The sequence below is a fragment of the Streptomyces pluripotens genome (genome assembly GCF_000802245.2).
Classification (GTDB): domain Bacteria; phylum Actinomycetota; class Actinomycetes; order Streptomycetales; family Streptomycetaceae; genus Streptomyces; species Streptomyces pluripotens.
On the sequence record NZ_CP021080.1, the window covers coordinates 5,013,351 to 5,029,363 of the forward strand.

The 16,013-nt window shown below is 70.4% G+C and carries 10 protein-coding genes; 3 read left to right on the plus strand and 7 right to left on the minus strand.

Annotated features, from left to right (window positions below; translation table 11 throughout):
- Positions 1 to 31: 31 nt before the first annotated feature.
- The 4 genes from LK06_RS22655 to LK06_RS22670 all read right to left on the minus strand — a co-directional run bounded on the left by LK06_RS22655 (position 32) and on the right by LK06_RS22670 (position 6,785).
- Positions 32 to 3,820 (minus strand): multifunctional oxoglutarate decarboxylase/oxoglutarate dehydrogenase thiamine pyrophosphate-binding subunit/dihydrolipoyllysine-residue succinyltransferase subunit, encoded by a 3,789-nt coding sequence (locus LK06_RS22655; RefSeq protein ID WP_043408637.1) that lies wholly within the window; start codon positions 3,818 to 3,820, stop codon positions 32 to 34.
- Positions 3,821 to 4,123: 303 nt separating this feature from the next.
- Positions 4,124 to 5,248, minus strand: coding sequence for a HAMP domain-containing sensor histidine kinase (locus LK06_RS22660; RefSeq protein WP_086083463.1), 1,125 nt, complete (start codon positions 5,246 to 5,248; stop codon positions 4,124 to 4,126).
- Positions 5,245 to 5,985 (minus strand): response regulator transcription factor, encoded by a 741-nt coding sequence (locus LK06_RS22665; RefSeq protein ID WP_039651447.1) that lies wholly within the window; start codon positions 5,983 to 5,985, stop codon positions 5,245 to 5,247. Before LK06_RS22665 ends, LK06_RS22660 begins: the two co-directional genes overlap by 4 nt.
- Before the next feature lie 122 nt (positions 5,986 to 6,107).
- Positions 6,108 to 6,785 (minus strand): spermine/spermidine synthase domain-containing protein, encoded by a 678-nt coding sequence (locus LK06_RS22670; RefSeq protein WP_043433554.1) that lies wholly within the window; start codon positions 6,783 to 6,785, stop codon positions 6,108 to 6,110.
- Between the two features lie 226 nt (positions 6,786 to 7,011).
- Between LK06_RS22670 and LK06_RS22675 the strand changes: the two genes are divergently transcribed.
- Both LK06_RS22675 and lon read left to right on the plus strand, forming a co-directional pair.
- Positions 7,012 to 7,854: a rhomboid-like protein gene (locus tag LK06_RS22675; RefSeq protein WP_078858847.1), complete on the plus strand. Its 843-nt coding sequence runs from the start codon at positions 7,012 to 7,014 to the stop codon at positions 7,852 to 7,854.
- Positions 7,855 to 8,267: 413 nt separating this feature from the next.
- Positions 8,268 to 10,757, plus strand: a complete 2,490-nt coding sequence (gene lon, locus LK06_RS22680; RefSeq protein WP_043433551.1) for an endopeptidase La — start codon at positions 8,268 to 8,270, stop codon at positions 10,755 to 10,757.
- Between the two features lie 114 nt (positions 10,758 to 10,871).
- On the opposite strand, the gene LK06_RS22685 is transcribed toward lon, so the two are convergent.
- Together LK06_RS22685 and LK06_RS22690 are read right to left on the minus strand one after the other, a co-directional pair.
- Positions 10,872 to 13,241, minus strand: coding sequence for a SpoIIE family protein phosphatase (locus LK06_RS22685; RefSeq protein WP_043433549.1), 2,370 nt, complete (start codon positions 13,239 to 13,241; stop codon positions 10,872 to 10,874).
- A 239-nt stretch (positions 13,242 to 13,480) separates the two neighbouring features.
- Positions 13,481 to 14,305, minus strand: coding sequence for a lysozyme (locus LK06_RS22690; RefSeq protein WP_039651453.1), 825 nt, complete (start codon positions 14,303 to 14,305; stop codon positions 13,481 to 13,483).
- A gap of 252 nt (positions 14,306 to 14,557) precedes the next feature.
- Between LK06_RS22690 and LK06_RS22695 the strand changes: the two genes are divergently transcribed.
- Positions 14,558 to 15,049, plus strand: a complete 492-nt coding sequence (locus tag LK06_RS22695; protein ID WP_043433568.1) for a MarR family winged helix-turn-helix transcriptional regulator — start codon at positions 14,558 to 14,560, stop codon at positions 15,047 to 15,049.
- Positions 15,050 to 15,051: 2 nt separating this feature from the next.
- Here LK06_RS22695 and LK06_RS22700 read toward each other — a convergent pair whose 3' ends face one another.
- On the minus strand, positions 15,052 to 15,840 hold the full coding sequence (locus LK06_RS22700; protein WP_043433548.1) for a protein phosphatase 2C domain-containing protein: 789 nt from the start codon (positions 15,838 to 15,840) through the stop codon (positions 15,052 to 15,054).
- Positions 15,841 to 16,013 lie beyond the last annotated feature (173 nt).

The following is a 16,013-nucleotide window of genomic DNA, read 5'->3' on the forward strand; positions in this document are numbered from 1 at the left end:
GCCGGGCCCTTGCCGTGCGACGTTCCGGAGGCTACGCCTCGAACACCTCACGCGCCAGCTGCTCCTGCTCGGCCTGGTGGCGCTTGGCGGAGCCCACGGCCGGGGACGAGGAGTGCGGGCGGGAGATCCGGCGCAGGCGTTCGCCGTGCGGGACGTCCGCCCCGACCGCCAGGTCCAGGTGGTCGATCAGGTTGAGCGCGATGAACGGCCAGGCACCCTGGTTGGCCGGCTCCTCCTGGGCCCAGAGGTACTTCTCCGCGTTCGGGTACTTCTTGATCTCCTCCTGGAGCTCGGCACCCGGCAGCGGGTACAGGCGCTCGATGCGGATGATCGCCGTATCGGTGGCGCCGCGCTTCTTCCGCTCCGCCTCCAGGTCGTAGTAGACCTTGCCGGCGCAGAAGACGACCTTGCGGACCGTGGCCGGGTCGACCGAATCGTCGCCGATGACCGGGCGGAACTGGCCGTTCGTGAACTCCTCCGCCTTCGAGGCAGCGGCCTTCAGACGCAGCATCGACTTCGGGGTGAAGACGACCAGCGGCTTGTGGTGCGGGTTGTGCACCTGCCACCGCAGGAGGTGGAAGTAGTTCGACGGGAGCGTGGGCATCGCCACCGTCATGTTGTTCTGCGCGCACAGCTGGAGGAAGCGTTCGGGGCGCGCGGACGAGTGGTCCGGTCCCTGGCCCTCGTATCCGTGCGGGAGCAGCAGGACCACGCCGGAGGTCTGGCCCCACTTCTGCTCGGCCGAGGTGACGAATTCGTCCACGACCGTCTGGGCGCCGTTGACGAAGTCGCCGAACTGCGCCTCCCACATCACCAGCGCGTCGGGGCGGGCCAGCGAGTAGCCGTACTCGAAGCCCATCGCCGCGTACTCGGAGAGCAGGGAGTTGTAGACGTTCAGGCGGGCCTGGTCGTCGGAGAGGTACTGCAGCGGGGTGTACTCCTCGCCGGTCTCCCGGTCGATCAGCACCGCGTGGCGCTGGCCGAAGGTGCCACGCTGGGAGTCCTGGCCGGCCAGTCGGACCGGAGTGCCCTCCAGCAGCAGGGAGCCGACGGCGAGGGTCTCGCCCATGCCCCAGTCGATCGTGCCGTCCTCGACCATCGATGCACGGCGCTGCAACTGCGGCTGCAGGCGCGGGTGGACGGTGATGTGGTCGGGCACGTTGACCTGGGACTCGGCGATCCGCTTGACGACCTCCGAGGAGACCGCGGTCGGGACCGTCACCGGGAAGCCGTCCTGGGGTACCGGCACGCTGCCGGAGAGCGGCTGCGAGGTTGCCTCGCGGACCTCCGTGAAGACCTTCTCCAGCTGGCCCTGGTAGTCCTGAAGTGCCTGCTCGGCCTCGTCCAGAGTGATGTCGCCACGACCGATCAGGGACTCGGTGTAGAGCTTGCGCACCGAGCGCTTCTTGTCGATCAGGTCGTACATCAGCGGCTGGGTGAAGGCCGGGTTGTCCGACTCGTTGTGACCGCGGCGGCGGTAGCAGATGAGGTCGATCACCACGTCCTTGTTGAACGCCTGGCGGAACTCGAAGGCGAGCCGCGCCACGCGTACGACGGCCTCGGGGTCGTCGCCGTTGACGTGGAAGATCGGCGCCTCGATCATGCGGGCCACGTCCGTGGCGTACATGGAGGAACGCGAGGACTCGGGGGCCGCGGTGAAGCCGACCTGGTTGTTGATGACGATGTGGACCGTGCCGCCGGTGCGGTAGCCGCGCAGCTGCGACATGTTCAGGGTCTCGGCCACCACGCCCTGGCCCGCGAAGGCCGCGTCGCCGTGGATCGCCACCGGTAGGACGGTGAAGTCCGTGCCGCCCTTGTTGATGATGTCCTGCTTGGCGCGGGCGACACCCTCCAGGACCGGGTCGACGGCCTCCAGGTGGGAGGGGTTGGCGACCAGCGAGACCTTGATCTGCTCGCCGTCCAGGCCGGTGAAGGTGCCCTCGGCGCCCAGGTGGTACTTCACGTCGCCGGAGCCGTGCATCGACTTCGGGTCGAGGTTGCCCTCGAACTCGCGGAAGATCTGCGCGTAGGACTTGCCGACGATGTTCGCGAGAACGTTCAGCCGGCCGCGGTGGGCCATGCCGATGACGACCTCGTCCAGACGGGACTCGGCGGCCGAGTCGATCACCGCGTCGAGCAGCGGGATGACGGACTCGCCGCCCTCCAGCGAGAAGCGCTTCTGTCCGACGTACTTGGTCTGCAGGAAGGTCTCGAAGGCTTCCGCCGCGTTCAGCCGGCGCAGGATGCGCAGCTGCTCCTCGCGCTCCGGCTTGGAGTGGGTGCGCTCCACGCGGTCCTGGATCCACTTGCGCTGCCTGGGGTCCTGGATGTGCATGAACTCGATGCCGGTGGTGCGGCAGTACGAGTCGCGCAGCACGCCGAGGATGTCGCGCAGCTTCATCATCGACTTGCCGGAGAAGCCGCCGACCGCGAACTCGCGCTCCAGGTCCCACAGGGTGAGGCCGTGCTCGACGATGTCCAGGTCGGGGTGCTTGCGCTGGCTGTACTCCAACGGGTCAGTGTCGGCCATGACGTGGCCGCGGACCCGGTAGGAGTGGATCAACTCGAAGACGCGGGCGGCCTTGGTGACGTCGTCGTCGTGCGAGGCGTCGATGTCCTTGAGCCAACGGACCGGCTCGTAGGGGATGCGCAGCGCCTTGAAGACGTCGTCGTAGAAGCCGTTCTCGCCCAGCAGCAGGTTCGCGACCTGGCGCAGGAACTCGCCGGAGGCGGCACCCTGGATGACCCGGTGGTCGTAGGTCGACGTCAGCGTCATGACCTTGGAGACACCGAGCTTGTTGAGGGTGTCCTGGCTGGTGCCCTGGAACTCGGCCGGGTAGTCCATGGAGCCGACGCCCATGATCACGGACTGGCTGGGCATCAGACGCGGGACCGAGTGGACGGTGCCCAGGCCACCGGGGTTGGTCAGGGAGACCGTGACACCGGTGAAGTCGTCCATCGTCAGCTTGCCGTCGCGGGCGCGCCGGACGATGTCCTCGTAGGCCTGCCAGAACTCGAAGAAGTTCAGGGTCTCGGCCTTCTTGATGGCGGCCACGACGAGCTGGCGGTCACCGTTCGGCTTGACCAGGTCGATGGCCAGGCCGAGGTTGACGTGCGGCGGCTTGATCAGGGTCGGCTTGCCGTCCTTGACGCCGTAGGACCAGTTCATCGACGGCATGGCCTTGATGGCCTGCACCATCGCATACCCGATGATGTGCGTGAAGGAGATCTTCCCGCCGCGGGCGCGCTTGAGGTGGTTGTTGATGACGATCCGGTTGTCGAACAGCAGCTTCACCGGGACCGCGCGCACCGAGGTGGCGGTCGGCATCTCCAGTGAGGCGTCCATGTTCTTCACCACGGCGGCGGCCGGGCCGCGCAGCGTGACCAGCTCGGGGCCTTCCGGGCCCTGGACGGCGGGGGCGGCCTTGGGCTTCGGCTGAGCGGGCGCCGGTGCGGGCTGCGCCGGCTTGACCGGGGCGGGGGTGGCCTTCGCCGCCGGGGCGGGGGAGGGAGCCGCCACGGCAGGCTTGGGTGCGGCCGGGGCCGCGGGGGCCGGTGCGGGCTGCGCCTGAGACGCCGTGACGGGGGTTCCTGCGGCCCCCGCGGCCGCAGTACCCGCCGGAGTCGGGGTGGCAGGAGCCCCCGGCTTGTAGTCGGCGAAGAAGTCCCACCAGGCGCGGTCGACCGAATTCGGGTCCTGGAGGTACTGCTGATAGATCTCGTCGACGAGCCACTCGTTCGGACCGAACGCGGCCGCGGGGTTCTTCCCGGCGTGGTCGTCGGTGGAGATGCTCGGGTTACTGGGGGACTGTGGCGACACGGCGGCAACCGCCCTCTTCCGCTTCACAAGGTGATGGACAGCGGGAATAAAGGCTACGCCTCCAAGACCGTGAAGGTCAGGTCGGGCCCGTTCATCGTCGCGTAAGTCACACGAGAAATCTTGTTTCAGGGCTTGATATGGCGGGAAACAACCGTGGTTCCGCAGATGAGAGGGTGCACAGACGCCGACCCGTCGGCCCCGCGTTCGACACGCGGGGCGGGTCTGTCTTCAGTCACACGTGTCCAGCTGCGCGAAAACGGCTGGGACGGCGGTGGATCTTGTGCTTCCGATGGGAACTTTACGTCAACTTGGGGCGGAGGACACTCCCGGAAGGGTGACGATGATCCGGCAGCCACGCTCGGATTCGGCCACACCGATCCGGCCGCCATGCAGATCCACCGCCCACCGGGCGATCGCGAGTCCGAGTCCCGTACCGCCGTCGCTGCCCGGACCGTGCGGCCGGGGCACCATGCCCCGATTGAACCGCTCGAACACCCGGCGCCACTCCGACCGGGGGATCCCGGGACCCTCGTCCAGGACCTCCAGTTCCAGCGACTCCGGCTGCGGCCCGCGCCGCGCCTTCACCGTCACACGGCCGTGCGGAGGGCTGTGCTTGACCGCGTTGTCGATCAGGTTGGACACCACCTGATGGACCCGCTCGGGGTCGGCGTGCGCGGTGAGCTCCGGCGGGGAGACGTCCAGATGCAGATGGACATCGGTGCGCGTGTGACGTCCGGAACCGGAGGCGATGTCCGTTCGGGCCGAGGCGACCATGTTGGCCTCCTTCAGCACGCCCGACAGATACGGCCACACCTCGAAGCGCCGCCGCCTCAGCGGTACGACGCCGTTGTCGAGGCGGGACAGGTCCAGCAGCGTCTCCACCAGCCGGCCGAGCCGTTCCGTCTGCCTGAGGGCCGTGCGCATGGTCTCCGGGTCGGCCTCCGTGACGCCGTCGACGATGTTCTCCAGTACTGCGCGCAGCCCGGCGATGGGGGTGCGCAGTTCATGGGAGACGTTCGCCACCAATTCCTTGCGCTGTCGGTCCTGAGTCTCCAGCTCGTCGGCCATGACGTTGATCGTCCCGGCCAGGTCGCCGAGTTCGTCCCGGCGGTTCTCCTTCACCCGGCGGGTGTAGTCGCCCTGGGAGATCGACCGGGCGACCGTGTTCATCTCGTCCAGCGGCATGGTGAGCGAGTGCGCCACGAACTGGGTGATCAGCAGGGTGGCGATCATCGAGAAGACCGTGATGAAACGCAGCTCCGTCTTGGTGTGCACCGCGATCATCGACAGACCGGTGGTGATCAGCACCGAGATGACGACCAGCGCGCCCAGTTTGGTCTTGATCGAGAACGGGCGCACGCCGCCCCAGGGTTCCTGCCCGGACTTCCCGGAGCTCCTCGGCGCGGCCTGGCGCCCGTCGCCGCTCATGGTGCCGGTGTCTCCAGCGAGTACCCCACACCGTGCACGGTACGGATCCGTTCGGCGCCGATCTTCCGTCGTAGTGCCTTGATGTGGCTGTCGACCGTGCGGGTGCCGGAGGCATCCGCCCAGTCCCACACCTCGGCCAGCAGCTGCTCCCGGGAGAGCACTGCCCTCGGGGTGTTCGCCAGGCACACCAGGAGATCGAACTCGGTGGGTGTCAGATGGATGTCCTCCGACTTCACCCGCACCCGGCGCTGGGCGTGGTCGATCTCCAGCTCTCCGAGCCGCAGGATCCCACTGCGCGGGGTCGTGGCGGCGAGCGTGGCTCGCTCCACCCGCCGCAGCAGCACATGCACGCGTGCCGCCAGCTCCCGCATCGAGAACGGCTTGGTCATGTAGTCGTCGGCGCCGACCCCGAGCCCGACCAGCATGTCGGTCTCGTCGTCCCGGGCGGTGAGCATCAGCACCGGTACCGGCCGGTGCGCCTGCACCCGCCGGCAGACTTCGAGCCCGTCGAAGCCGGGCAGCATGACGTCGAGGATCAGCAGGTCGGGCTGCCAGGCCTCGGCCGCGTCGACGGCGGCCGGACCGTCGGCCGCGGTCTGCACGAGGAATCCCTCGGCGTGGAGCCGGGCCGCGACGGCGTCGGCGATCGTGGGGTCGTCCTCGACGACCAGCACCCGGCGCTGTGCGCCTGCGGTGGTCGCCGCCGCGCTGCTCTGGGAGGTGTGTGTCTGCTCCATCGCCCGCCCCTGCTTGTTGCTTTACGGAATCCGTGGGGTGATCCCATGTCTGCGTGGCGCCCGGTGATCCGTTGATTGATCCGCGCCAGGGCAGCACATTACGGGGACTCGCCGCACTGCCGCTATCCAGGCCGGACGGCGAGGTGCACAGCGTCCGGAACGCCCCGACTAACCGGCACCTCTCGGGTGCACACCTGCCGGAATCTGGCATTCCGCAAGGTTTCTTCAAAATCTGCAGAAGGCTTCGCCGACCACACCGCGAGTACTCCGCCAGGTCTCAACACCCTTGCGCAGGCGGCGAGTCCGGCCGGAGAGTAGAGACTTCCATTGCCCTCGGTCACGGTCCAGCCGGGGCCGTTGTCAATGTCGAGACACAGTGCGTCGAACGTGTCCGGTGTGTCATGAACGAACGACACGAGGTCGGTCTCCACGACCCGGGTGCGCGCATCGGCGAGCGCGCCCGCCGACACCTGCGCCAGCGGTCCGTCCCGGTGCCAGTCGATGACGGCGGGTTCCCGCTCCACGACGGTGATCCGCCCCCACCGGGGATTCGCTGCGGCGTGTGCGAGCGAGAACCCGACCCCCAGCCCCCCGATCAGTACGGTGGGCTCCGGCCGTTCGTCCAGCGCCTCACGGGCGGCGTCGACCAGCAGCCGCTCCGAACGTCCGTCGGAGGTGTCCATCAGGAAGCAGCCGTTGGCGATGATCTGCAGCAGCGCGCCGTGTCTGCGCAGTACGACCTCGCCGTACGGGCCGTCACGGCGGTCCAGGACCACGGGGCAGTCGTCTACGGCAGTCATGTGCCCATCCTGCTTGAACACCGTTGGATGTTCACCGGAATTGTGGATGACGTCCCTGGACGTGACGGTACCCGGGGTGAGCGGGAAACACCCGTTCGTGGGACACGGGGACGTGGACGCATCCAGAGTCTGAGAGGTTTCCGTGAATCCACGTCCGCGTGGCGCCAGTCACAGACAGCGGACCGGTGGACGCCAAGGGTAGGGGGGACGGAAGGAGCGCCTTGCTGTGGAACGGACCGTGACGGGCTCTGCGAAGGCCCTGTCTCCGCCCTCGCCGGGCAAGCCCCTTCCCGACGACGGCGCCGTCACCGTCCCGGTCGCCGCGGTGACCGATCTGCTCGACGGCGTGCCGCGCCAGCGCGGTGCCGCGGCTGCCGGCCGGGCAGCGTCGTCCGGGCCGGAGCCGGCCGTGCGGGCACTGCGGCCGTGGTGCTGGCGGCCGTGGCGCCTGCTGCCCACCCCGGCGGGCACCCCGTTCACCTTCTGCTACGTGGCTGTCCTGGGGGTCACCTCCCTGGTCGCGGCCCTGGCCGATCCCGGTCTCGTCCACGCCCTCCAACAGGGTTCCAGCACGGATGTGGCCCACCTGGTGCGCACGCCCGTACTGGTGCTGCTGGCGAGCGCGTTGTGGACCGCGGGCGGGGTCGTCTCGCCCTACACGGTCGCGTTCGTCGTGGTGCTCACTGCCCTGGAACGGAGGACGGGCGGCGTGCGGACCGCCTGCGTGTTCCTGGCTGGGCACGTCCTGGCCACCCTCGCCACCGAGGTTCCGGTGGGCCTCGCGGTACTGTCCGGGCACCTGCCGGAGACCTCGCTGCACCGCCTGGACTACGGCATCAGCTTCGGTGTCGCCGCCAGCACCGGTGCGTTGGCCGGGCTGCTCGCCCCCTGGATGCGCTGGCCGCTGCTCGTCCTGACCGGCGGTGTGCTCCTCGACGACCTGCTCGCCTTCCAGGACCCGATGACCAACTGGGGCCACCTCATCGCCTTCGCGATCGGTGTCGTCAGCTGGCCGTTGGTCCGGCGCTCGCAGCGGCCCGACGCGGCGCTGTCCGCGGCGTCCCGATGATCCACGGCCCCCCGGCTGCCTGACGGCCTTCCGGCGCTGCCGTGGGCGTCGGGGTGCTGGCGGGGCGGGGCTCGCCGACGGGTGCGCCGCCGGAGCCTGCCTCCGTGTCGTTCAGCTGCCCGGGTCCGCGGTCGCCGAGTGCGGCGGGGTGCGTGCCCCGGAGCTGATCGGGAACCGGTTCCCCGCCCGGGCGCTCATGCGCGGGGCAGCGGTGTGCCGGGGTGGGGTGCCGCGGCGCCGCCGACCGCCGCACGGTGCCGCGGGCGGTGCGGATCGGGCCTGGCCATGCCGCCTCACCTGCCCAGATCCCGTGCTGTGCGGTGATCGCCCACAGCGAACAAGGACCCGGGAACATTCGCGGTTTCCCACGCATTGAGTCTGTACAGCTCAAGTTGACTGCCAAAGGGGAGATCATGGCTGCTGAGTCCACGGCGTTCACGCTCGTTCTGCCCGTACTGCCGCTCGACGACGAGGTCGTGCTGCCGGGGATGGTGGTTCCGCTGTACCTGAGCGACGCCGAGGTGCGGGCCGCGGTGGAGGCCGCGCAGGCCGCCGCCCAGTCCGAGCCGGGGAAGCCCAAGGTGCTGCTGGTGCCACGCGTCGACGGGAGGTACGCCAAGACCGGTGTGCTGGGCACGGTCGAGCAGGTGGGCAGGCTGGCTGACGGCGACCCGGGGACGCTGATCCGCGGCCGGAGCCGGGTGCGCATCGGCGCGGGCACCACCGGCCCCGGTGCGGCACTGTGGGTCGAGGGCGCACGCGTCGACGAGAGCATCCCCGATCCGCTGCCGGGGCAGGTAGCGGAACTCGTGAAGGAGTACAAGGCGCTCGCCACCACCTGGCTCAAGAAGCGCGGGGCTTGGCAGGTCGTGGACCGCGTCCAGGCCATCGACGGCGTCTCCGCGCTCGCCGACAACTCCGGCTACTCGCCCTTCCTCACCACTGAGCAGAAGGTCGCACTGCTGGAGACCGCCGATCCGGTGGAGCGCCTCAAGCTCGCCACGCAGCAGCTCCGTGACCACCTCGCTGAGCAGGACGTGGCCGAGACCATCGCCAAGGACGTTCAGGAAGGCGTCGACAAGCAGCAGCGGGAATTCCTGCTGCGTCGTCAGCTGGAGGCGGTCCGCAAGGAACTGCGCGAGCTGAACGGCGAGAACGGCAAGGATTCCGCCGAGGAACCCGACGACTACCGCGCCCGCGTGGAGGCCGCCGACCTGCCGGAGAAGGTCCGTGAGGCCGCGCTGAAGGAGGTCGACAAGCTGGAGCGCGCTTCCGAGCAGTCGCCCGAGGGCTCGTGGATCCGCACCTGGCTGGACACCGTCCTGGAGATGCCGTGGAACGAGCGGACCGATGACAGTGTCTCCGCGTACGACATCCGGGGGGCCAGGGCCGTGCTCGACGCCGAGCACGCGGGCTTGGAGGACGTCAAGGAACGCATCACCGAGTACCTCGCGGTGCGCAAGCGCCGCAGCGGGCGCGGTCTGGGCGTGATCGACGGACGGTTCGACCAGGGGGCGGCGCGAAGCACCTCGGCCGAGGGCGGTGGACGGCGGGCGGGCGGTGCCGTGCTGGCCCTGGTGGGGCCGCCCGGTGTCGGCAAGACCTCGCTCGGTGAGTCCGTCGCCCACGCCATGGGGCGCAGGTTCGTCCGGGTCGCCCTGGGCGGCGTCCGGGACGAGGCCGAGATCCGCGGTCACCGACGCACCTACGTCGGGGCGCTGCCCGGCCGGATCGTGCGCGCCATCAAGGAGGCCGGGTCCATGAATCCGGTCGTGCTCCTCGACGAGATCGACAAGGTCGGCTCCGACTTCCGGGGCGACCCGGCCGCGGCCCTGCTGGAGGTCCTGGACCCGGCGCAGAACCACACGTTCCGGGACCACTACTTGGAGGTTGAACTCGACCTGTCCGACGTGGTCTTCCTGGCCACGGCCAATGTGCTGGAGGCCATCCCGGAGGCCCTCGCCGACCGGATGGAGATCGTCCGCCTGGACGGCTACACCGAGGACGAGAAGGTGGTCATCGCCCGGGACCACCTGCTCCCGCGTCAGCTGGAGCGGGCCGGCCTGGCCGGGGACGAGGTCGCCATCGACGAGAGCGCGCTGCGCAAGCTGGCGGGCGAGTACACGCGCGAGGCCGGCGTGCGCACCTTGGAGCGGTCCATCGCACGGCTGCTGCGCAAGGTAGCCGCTCAGCATGAACTGGGCGAGCGGCAACTGCCGTTCACCGTGACGGACGGTGACCTGCGGGCCCTGCTCGGGCGCCCGCACCACGTGCCCGAGTCCGCCCAGGATCCGGCGGAGCGGCGGACGGCCGTGCCCGGCGTGGCGACCGGACTCGCGGTCACCGGGGCCGGTGGCGACGTGCTCTACGTGGAGGCGTCCCTCGCCGACCCGGAGACCGGCGCAGCGGGCCTGACCCTCACCGGCCAGCTGGGTGACGTGATGAAGGAGTCGGCACAGATCGCGCTGAGCTTCCTACGCAGCCACGGTGCCGAACTGGAGTTGCCGGTGGCCGATGTGAAGGACCGGGGGGTACACATCCACTTCCCGGCGGGCGCGGTCCCGAAGGACGGCCCGAGTGCCGGCATCACGATGACCACGGCCCTTGCGTCCCTGCTCTCCGGCCGTCTGGTCCGCACGGACGTGGCCATGACCGGCGAGGTCTCGCTGACCGGCCGGGTGCTGCCCATCGGCGGCGTGAAGCAGAAGCTGCTCGCCGCCCACCGTGCCGGGGTGACCACCGTGATCATCCCCAGGCGCAACGAGCCCGATCTGGATGATGTCCCGGCCGAGGTGCTGGAGAAGCTGGACGTCCACGCCGTGACCGACGTCCGCCAGGTCCTGGAGCTGGCGCTCGCGCCCGCGGCGAACGGCGCGACGCCGGAGGTTCCCGTGGCGGCGTGACGGACGCCGCGGGAAAGGCGGGGCCCGGGTTCCGTGAGGGAGGCCCGGGCCTTCGCCATGCGCTGACCAGGCCGGCAAAGGGGCGGGGCGGGGCGGGGCCGCACCGTCCCGACCTCAGGACCCCACGACCGTCTGCTCCGCCCACACCGTCTTGCCGACCCGATCGTGCCGGGTGCCCCAGCGCTCGGCGAGCTGGGCGACCAGCAGCAGGCCCCGGCCGCCCTCGTCGAAGATCCGGGCCCGGCGCATGTGCGGGGTGGTGTCGCTGGAGTCGTACACCTCGCAGATCAGCGTGCTGTCCTGGTGGATCAACCGGAGCCGGATGGGCGGGCGGCCGTAGCGGATGGCGTTGGTGACCAACTCGCTGACCATCAGCTCGGTGGTGAACGCGGCCTCGGCCAGGCCCCACACGGACAACTGCTCGCCGGCGTACCGGCGGGCGGGGGAGACGACGGTGGGTTCGCTGCCCAGCTCCCAGGAGGCGACCCGGTCCTCGTGTAGGGCCCGGGTACGGGCCACCAGCAGGGCGATGTCGTCGTCGGGCCGGTGGCTCAGCAGCTCGGTGAGCACCCGGTCGCAGACGGAGTCCAGCGACTTGGCCGGGCGGCCGAGTGCGGCGAACATCTTGTCCAGCGCCTCGTCGATGTCGTGGTCGCGGGCCTCGAACAGGCCGTTGGTGTAGAGGGCGAGCAGACTGCCCTCGGGTAGGTCGGTCTCGGTGGCCTCGAAGGGCAGCCCGCCCAGACCGAGCGGTGGCCCGGCGGGCACGTCGAGGAAGCGGACGGCGCCGTCGGGGGTGACCACGGCCGGCGGCGGATGACCGGCCCGGGCCAGGATGCACTTGCGTGCGACGGGGTCGTAGACGGCGTACAGGCAGGTGGTGCCGATGCCGCCGGCGGTCTCGGCAGCCGGGTCCGAGCTGCCCTCGTCGGCGGCCAGCCGCAGCACCAGGTCGTCGAGGTGGGTGAGGAGTTCGTCGGGCGGCAGGTCCACGTCCGCCAGAGTGCGCACCGCCGTACGCAGTCGGCCCATGGTGGCGGAGGCACGGATGCCGTGTCCGACCACGTCACCCACGACGAGCGCCACCCGTGCCCCCGACAGCGGGATCACGTCGAACCAGTCGCCGCCCACACCCACCCGGGTGGCCGCGGGTAGATAGCGGGTGGCGATCTCCAAGGCCCCTTGGTCGGGCAGTGGGTGCGGGAGCAGGCTGCGTTGCAGGGCCATGGTGGTGGTGCGGGCCCGGGACTGGGCGCGGGCCCGCCGGATGCCGGCGGCTGCCCTGGTCGTGAACTCCTCGGCGAGCCGCAGATCCTCCGGTCCGAACCGCTCCCGCTCCGGGAGCCGCCCGAAGAGGGCGACGCCGAGCGTGCTGTCCTGGGCGAGCAGTGGCACCACCAGCAGCGAACGAGCCCCGGACGCGCGTAGCCACGCGGCACCCGGGTTGAGCGCGGCCCACTCGGCGACGGCCGGGTCCGTCGTGTCGTACAGAAGCGGACGGCCCGCTGCCAAGCAGTGTGCCGGAGGCGAGTCCGCCGGGCAGATGACCGCGTCGCCCACCCCGGTGCCGTTGCCGAGCCCCTCGGTGTCAGGGACCGCGCGCAGGGTGGCGCGGCGCAGCACCACCGGGCCCGTTGGTGCCGGGTCCGTCTCGCCCTCCTCGTCCTCGGTCCGGGGTGAGTCGAACAGATCGACCGCCATTGCGTCGGCGAGCCGGGGGACGGTGACTTCACCCAGTTCCTGTGCGGCCCGGGTCCGGTCGGCCACCGTGTCGGCGCGTGAGGCGGCCGGACCCGGTGTGCGCTGCCGGTCGCTGGCGCCCACGGCGGGCTGTTGTGTGGACAGGCAGACGGCCCGAACCCGTCCGCCGGAGTCCTTCAGCGGGGTCAGGACGCTGGTCTGGCCGAATTCCGGGCCGAGGCGGAGCCGCGACTGCTGCGGGAGTCCGGACTCCAGCGCGAACAGCATCGACCGGTTGGTCTGCTCGCTCGCGGTCCCCGGCACGATGTGCGGGAGACGTAGCCCGCGCATCGCCGCCTCGGGCAGGGCGAGGGCGTGTTCCATGCGACGGTTGGCGCGCACCAGGCGCAATTCCGCGTCGAAGATGGCCAGCGGGAAGGGGGACTGGAGGAACGTCCACTCCTCCAGCGGCTCGCCCCGAGGCTGCTGTGCCCGGACCGTCACGGCGCTCACCACGAGCCAGTCGGTGTCTCCGCGGTCCGAGGTCCGGCGGTGCGCGAGCACGCCGAGTTCCAGTGACCGGCCGTCCAGGTGCCGCACCGGGACGGTGCCGTTCCAGCGCTCCCGTCCGATCAGAGCCCGCCGGGCCATCGCGTCGTCGGCGGCGAGGAGCGTGGTGGCGGGTCGTCCGATCACCGTGGTGGAGTCGTAGCCGAGCAGCCGCTGGGCTCCCTCGCTCCAGCCCGTGAGGATGCCCTGTTCATCGATGGTGGCCGTGGCCGTGTACGTCGACTGTCGCTCCATCGCCGCTCATCTCGCCCTTGCTCGGCAGGCTCTCCTGACCAGCATGATCCTGGGCGGCGCGGAGCACCAACGGGCGGGGAGGGCCGCAGCGGGGCCCTGGTGGACCGGCCGTGGGCAGGGGCCGGAGCGCGTCGGCGCGGCCCGGCGGGCCCGGGGCACGGCCGATCCGGGTTTGGCCGTGCCCCGCCTGTCACGCCAGGGGACGAGGGCCCCCGCGGGGACACGGCGCGGGGTCTTGGTTAGCCGCGTGCCAGGGCCTGCACCCGGTCCAGGGCTCCGTTGAACTTGTCATGGTCGCCGACGGCCGGGCCGGCGGAGGTGTACTGCCACATCGTGAAGTACGACCAGCCGGCCGGCAGGGTCCCCGGGGCCGATGCGTACCGGGCGATCCACAGCGGGTCGGCGGAGGCGAAACGGTCGTAGTCGCTGGTGCACCGGGTCCACCAGCTGGTGGCCGTGTAGATCACGGCGTCCCTTCCGGTGCGGGCCTTGTAGGTGTCCAGGAAGTCGGCGATCCAGTCGACCATCTGGCTCGCGGTCTTGCCGTAGCACGTAGCGCCGTAGGGGTTCCACTCGATGTCGAGGACACCGGGCAGGGTCTTGCCGTCCCGGGACCAGCCGCCACCGTGGTCGACGAAGTAGTTGGCCTGGGTGGTACCGCTGGTGGTGTCCGGGGTCGCGAAGTGGTAGGCGCCGCGGATCATGCCCACCTGGTAGGAGCCGTTGTACTGCTGGGCGAAGTACGGGTTCGTGTAGTACGTACCTTCGGTGGCCTTCGTGTATGCCCAGCGCACCCCGCTGTTCCACAGGGTTGACCAGGCGACGTTGCCCTGATGGGCCGAGACGTCCACACCTTCGGTCTGGGTGACGTACCCCATGCTGGGCGTGCCGCCTTGCCCGTCGTGGGCGAGGACGCCCATCCCCATGTGTGCGGAGCCGCGGCGGGGTGCGGTTGCGGCCTGGGCGGAGGAGCGGGGGAGGGTGATGGCGAGTGCCGTGAGCAGGGCCGTGACCAGGACGGTGAGAACTCGTGGGGAGAAGGGGCCGGGGCTGTGCACGGGCATGACGTGCCTCCGGGGGAGCGGGGTGGGGGGACCTTGGCCGGTGACGCCGGACCGCCGACGGGGCCGCCGGCGGCGGTAGACGTGAGCATGCCATTGATGGCCTGATAGAGAAGCTACGCACGTAGATGACGACGTGGGAAGGGGGTCCGGCCGCTGCCGTTGGTCTACGCCTGCGAAATACTGACGGAGCTGCGGCAATGACCGGGACCGACAGAAACTTTCATGACCGCGAAACCGATCAGGGGTGTTGACGTGCACGAGGACGCAAACGGCGACGCACATCGCGACACCGACCAGGTGACGCCCAGTGGTGCGGACCAGGAATTCCTGGCGCTGGAACGCGAGTTGACCGTGCTGCTCCGGCGAGCCCGGGCCAACCAGGGCGAAATGGCCCGGGAGGTCCATCCCGACCTGGAATCCTCCGCTTACGGACTGCTCATCCGCCTGGACGAGTTGGGCGGCCAGCGGGCCACGGAACTGGCCGCCTACATCGGTGTCGGCAAGGCCACGATGTCCCGCCAACTGCGAGCCCTGGAAGAACTCGGCCTGATCGCCCGCGAACCCGACCCTGCCGACGGCCGTGCTTGGCTCGTCACCCTCACGGACGAGGGACGCGGCCGGGTCGGCACGGTTCGTGAGGCCCGCCGCGCCCGGTACGTCAGCCAGCTCGCCCACTGGGACCGCCGAGAGGTCGCGGAACTGGGTCGGCTACTGCACCAACTGAACGCGGTCATGGAGAAGTAGCCCTACAGTTCCGCGTACACCGCCGTGGCGTCGTCGTGCGTCTTGGCGCGTCCCAGGAACGCCCGCGGCTCCCGGTCCGCCCTCTCCAGCTCCCGGACCCGGTCGACCAGGGACCGGGCGCCCTCCTCGGCGAGCACCCTCAGCAGGGCCGCCCAGTCCCCTGCGCGGAACCGCTCCGTCCAGCGGGTCGCGCCGTCCGTCAGTGCCGCCATCGCCCGCACCTCGCGGCGGGGCAGGACGCCGGCGACCGCGCGGGCCGCAACTGAGGGGTCGGCGGCGGCCGTGAAGAAGCCGCCCTCCCGATTGCGCAGGGTGGCGTCCACCAGCGCGTCGGTGGCGAGAGCGGACCGGGAGAGCCGGGCGAGACGTCCGTCCAGGACCGGGGTCACCGTGCCGTCGGGGCCCTGCAGCAGCACCACGGAATCGGACAGCACCAGGTACTCGACCGTGTCGGCGGACCAGCGGGTCACGGCGACCGTCGCCTGCGGGGTCCGTGGGTGAGAAAGGTCACAGGTGTCCGCATGGGTCTCGGCGGTGCGGCTGACCGCCCGCGCGAGAACCTCTGGGAGCGTCAGATCTCGGCTGGAAACGGTCAGTTCGGTCAGTGCGCCGCCGAGCCGCGCGGTGAACCAGGGGACGGAATGCAGACAACCGGTCTCGCCGTTCGGCGGAGTCACGCCGTCCAGGACCACCACGCAACCTCCCTGCCCCGAAGCGGGTAGTCCGACGGCGGCGAAGTCCTCGTTGGGGCGGGCGGCGTCACCGGGGTCCGAGACGAGATCAGTTCGCATTCGGCCAGTCTGCACGAACACCTCGCGCATTCCGCCAAAGGCTGGCAAGCGCCGGTGAATTGCCGTGACCCGGCGAGTTCGTGCGCCTGGTTTGGGAGGAATGGTCCACTCGGGGAACGCGTGGCGGCGAATCCTGCCAAAGCCTGCCGCGCGCGTCCAACCGGCCCACCGCA